This window comes from Streptomyces sp. W16, from assembly GCF_033194735.1.
Taxonomy (GTDB): Bacteria; Actinomycetota; Actinomycetes; order Streptomycetales; family Streptomycetaceae; genus Streptomyces.
Map to the genome: position 1 here is coordinate 1 of NZ_JAWOAI010001189.1, position 846 is coordinate 846.

Below are 846 nucleotides of genomic sequence, written 5' to 3' on the forward strand. Positions count from 1 at the left end.
CGGCGAAGCGCAGGGTGGCGCGGGCCGAGGTGCTGAGCCGGGAGGCGAGCAGCGGGGCGGGCGCGGCGGCCTCGCCGAGGGACGGCAGGGGTACGGCGTCGGCCTCGTCGGAGTCGAGGGGCGTGATGAGGGGCGCGTCGGCCGGGACCATGTCCTGGAAGACGCCGAACTCCTCCACGGCGCTGGTGCCGACGCGCTGTTCGTCGCGCTGCCGGAGCAGGGCGCCGGCCTGGACGAAGCGCAGGGGCAGGCCCTCGGACTCGAAGTAGAGGTCGCCCGCCCAGTTCGCCTCCTCCTCGGTGAGGACGCGGCCCACGGCGTGCTCAAGGACCTCCACGGCGCCGGCCCGTTGCAGGCCGCCGAGGAAGACCTCCTCGATGACGGAGTCGGCGGCCGGTGCGGGGATCTCGGGGGTCGCGGCGACCAGGAAGGCGCACTCGGGGGTCGCGTCGAGGAGTTCCTCCAGGGCGGCGCCGCCGAACTCGATGTCGTCGAGGACGACGACCGCGCCGATCTCCCGCACCAGGGTGAGCAGTTCGTCCCGGCCGGGCCGGTGCAGGGGTGCGTCGTAGACGGCGTGGAAGAGGTCGTGGAGGAGGTCGGTGGTGGTGCGGTGGAAGCCGGTGAGGCGGATCACGCCGTCGGGGGCGAGGTCGAGGCAGTCCTCGGCGACGAGGTCGAGCAGGCTGGTGCGGCCCGAGCCCGAGGGGCCGGTGAGGCGTACGGAACGGCCGCGGGCGAGCAGCCGTACGAGACGCTCGCGCTCCTCCTGGCGTTCCAGGAGCGGGAGTGCGGGACGGTTCAGCCCGGGCGGGACGGGCGGTTTGGCCGCGCGGGCGGTCTCGG

At 74.8% G+C, this 846-nt stretch carries 1 protein-coding gene; it reads right to left on the bottom strand.

Translation table 11 applies throughout. From position 1 onward, the window contains the following. A partial coding sequence (locus tag R6V09_RS54120) for an ATP-binding protein (RefSeq protein WP_317888687.1) occupies window positions 1-846 on the bottom strand: 846 nt, incomplete at both ends.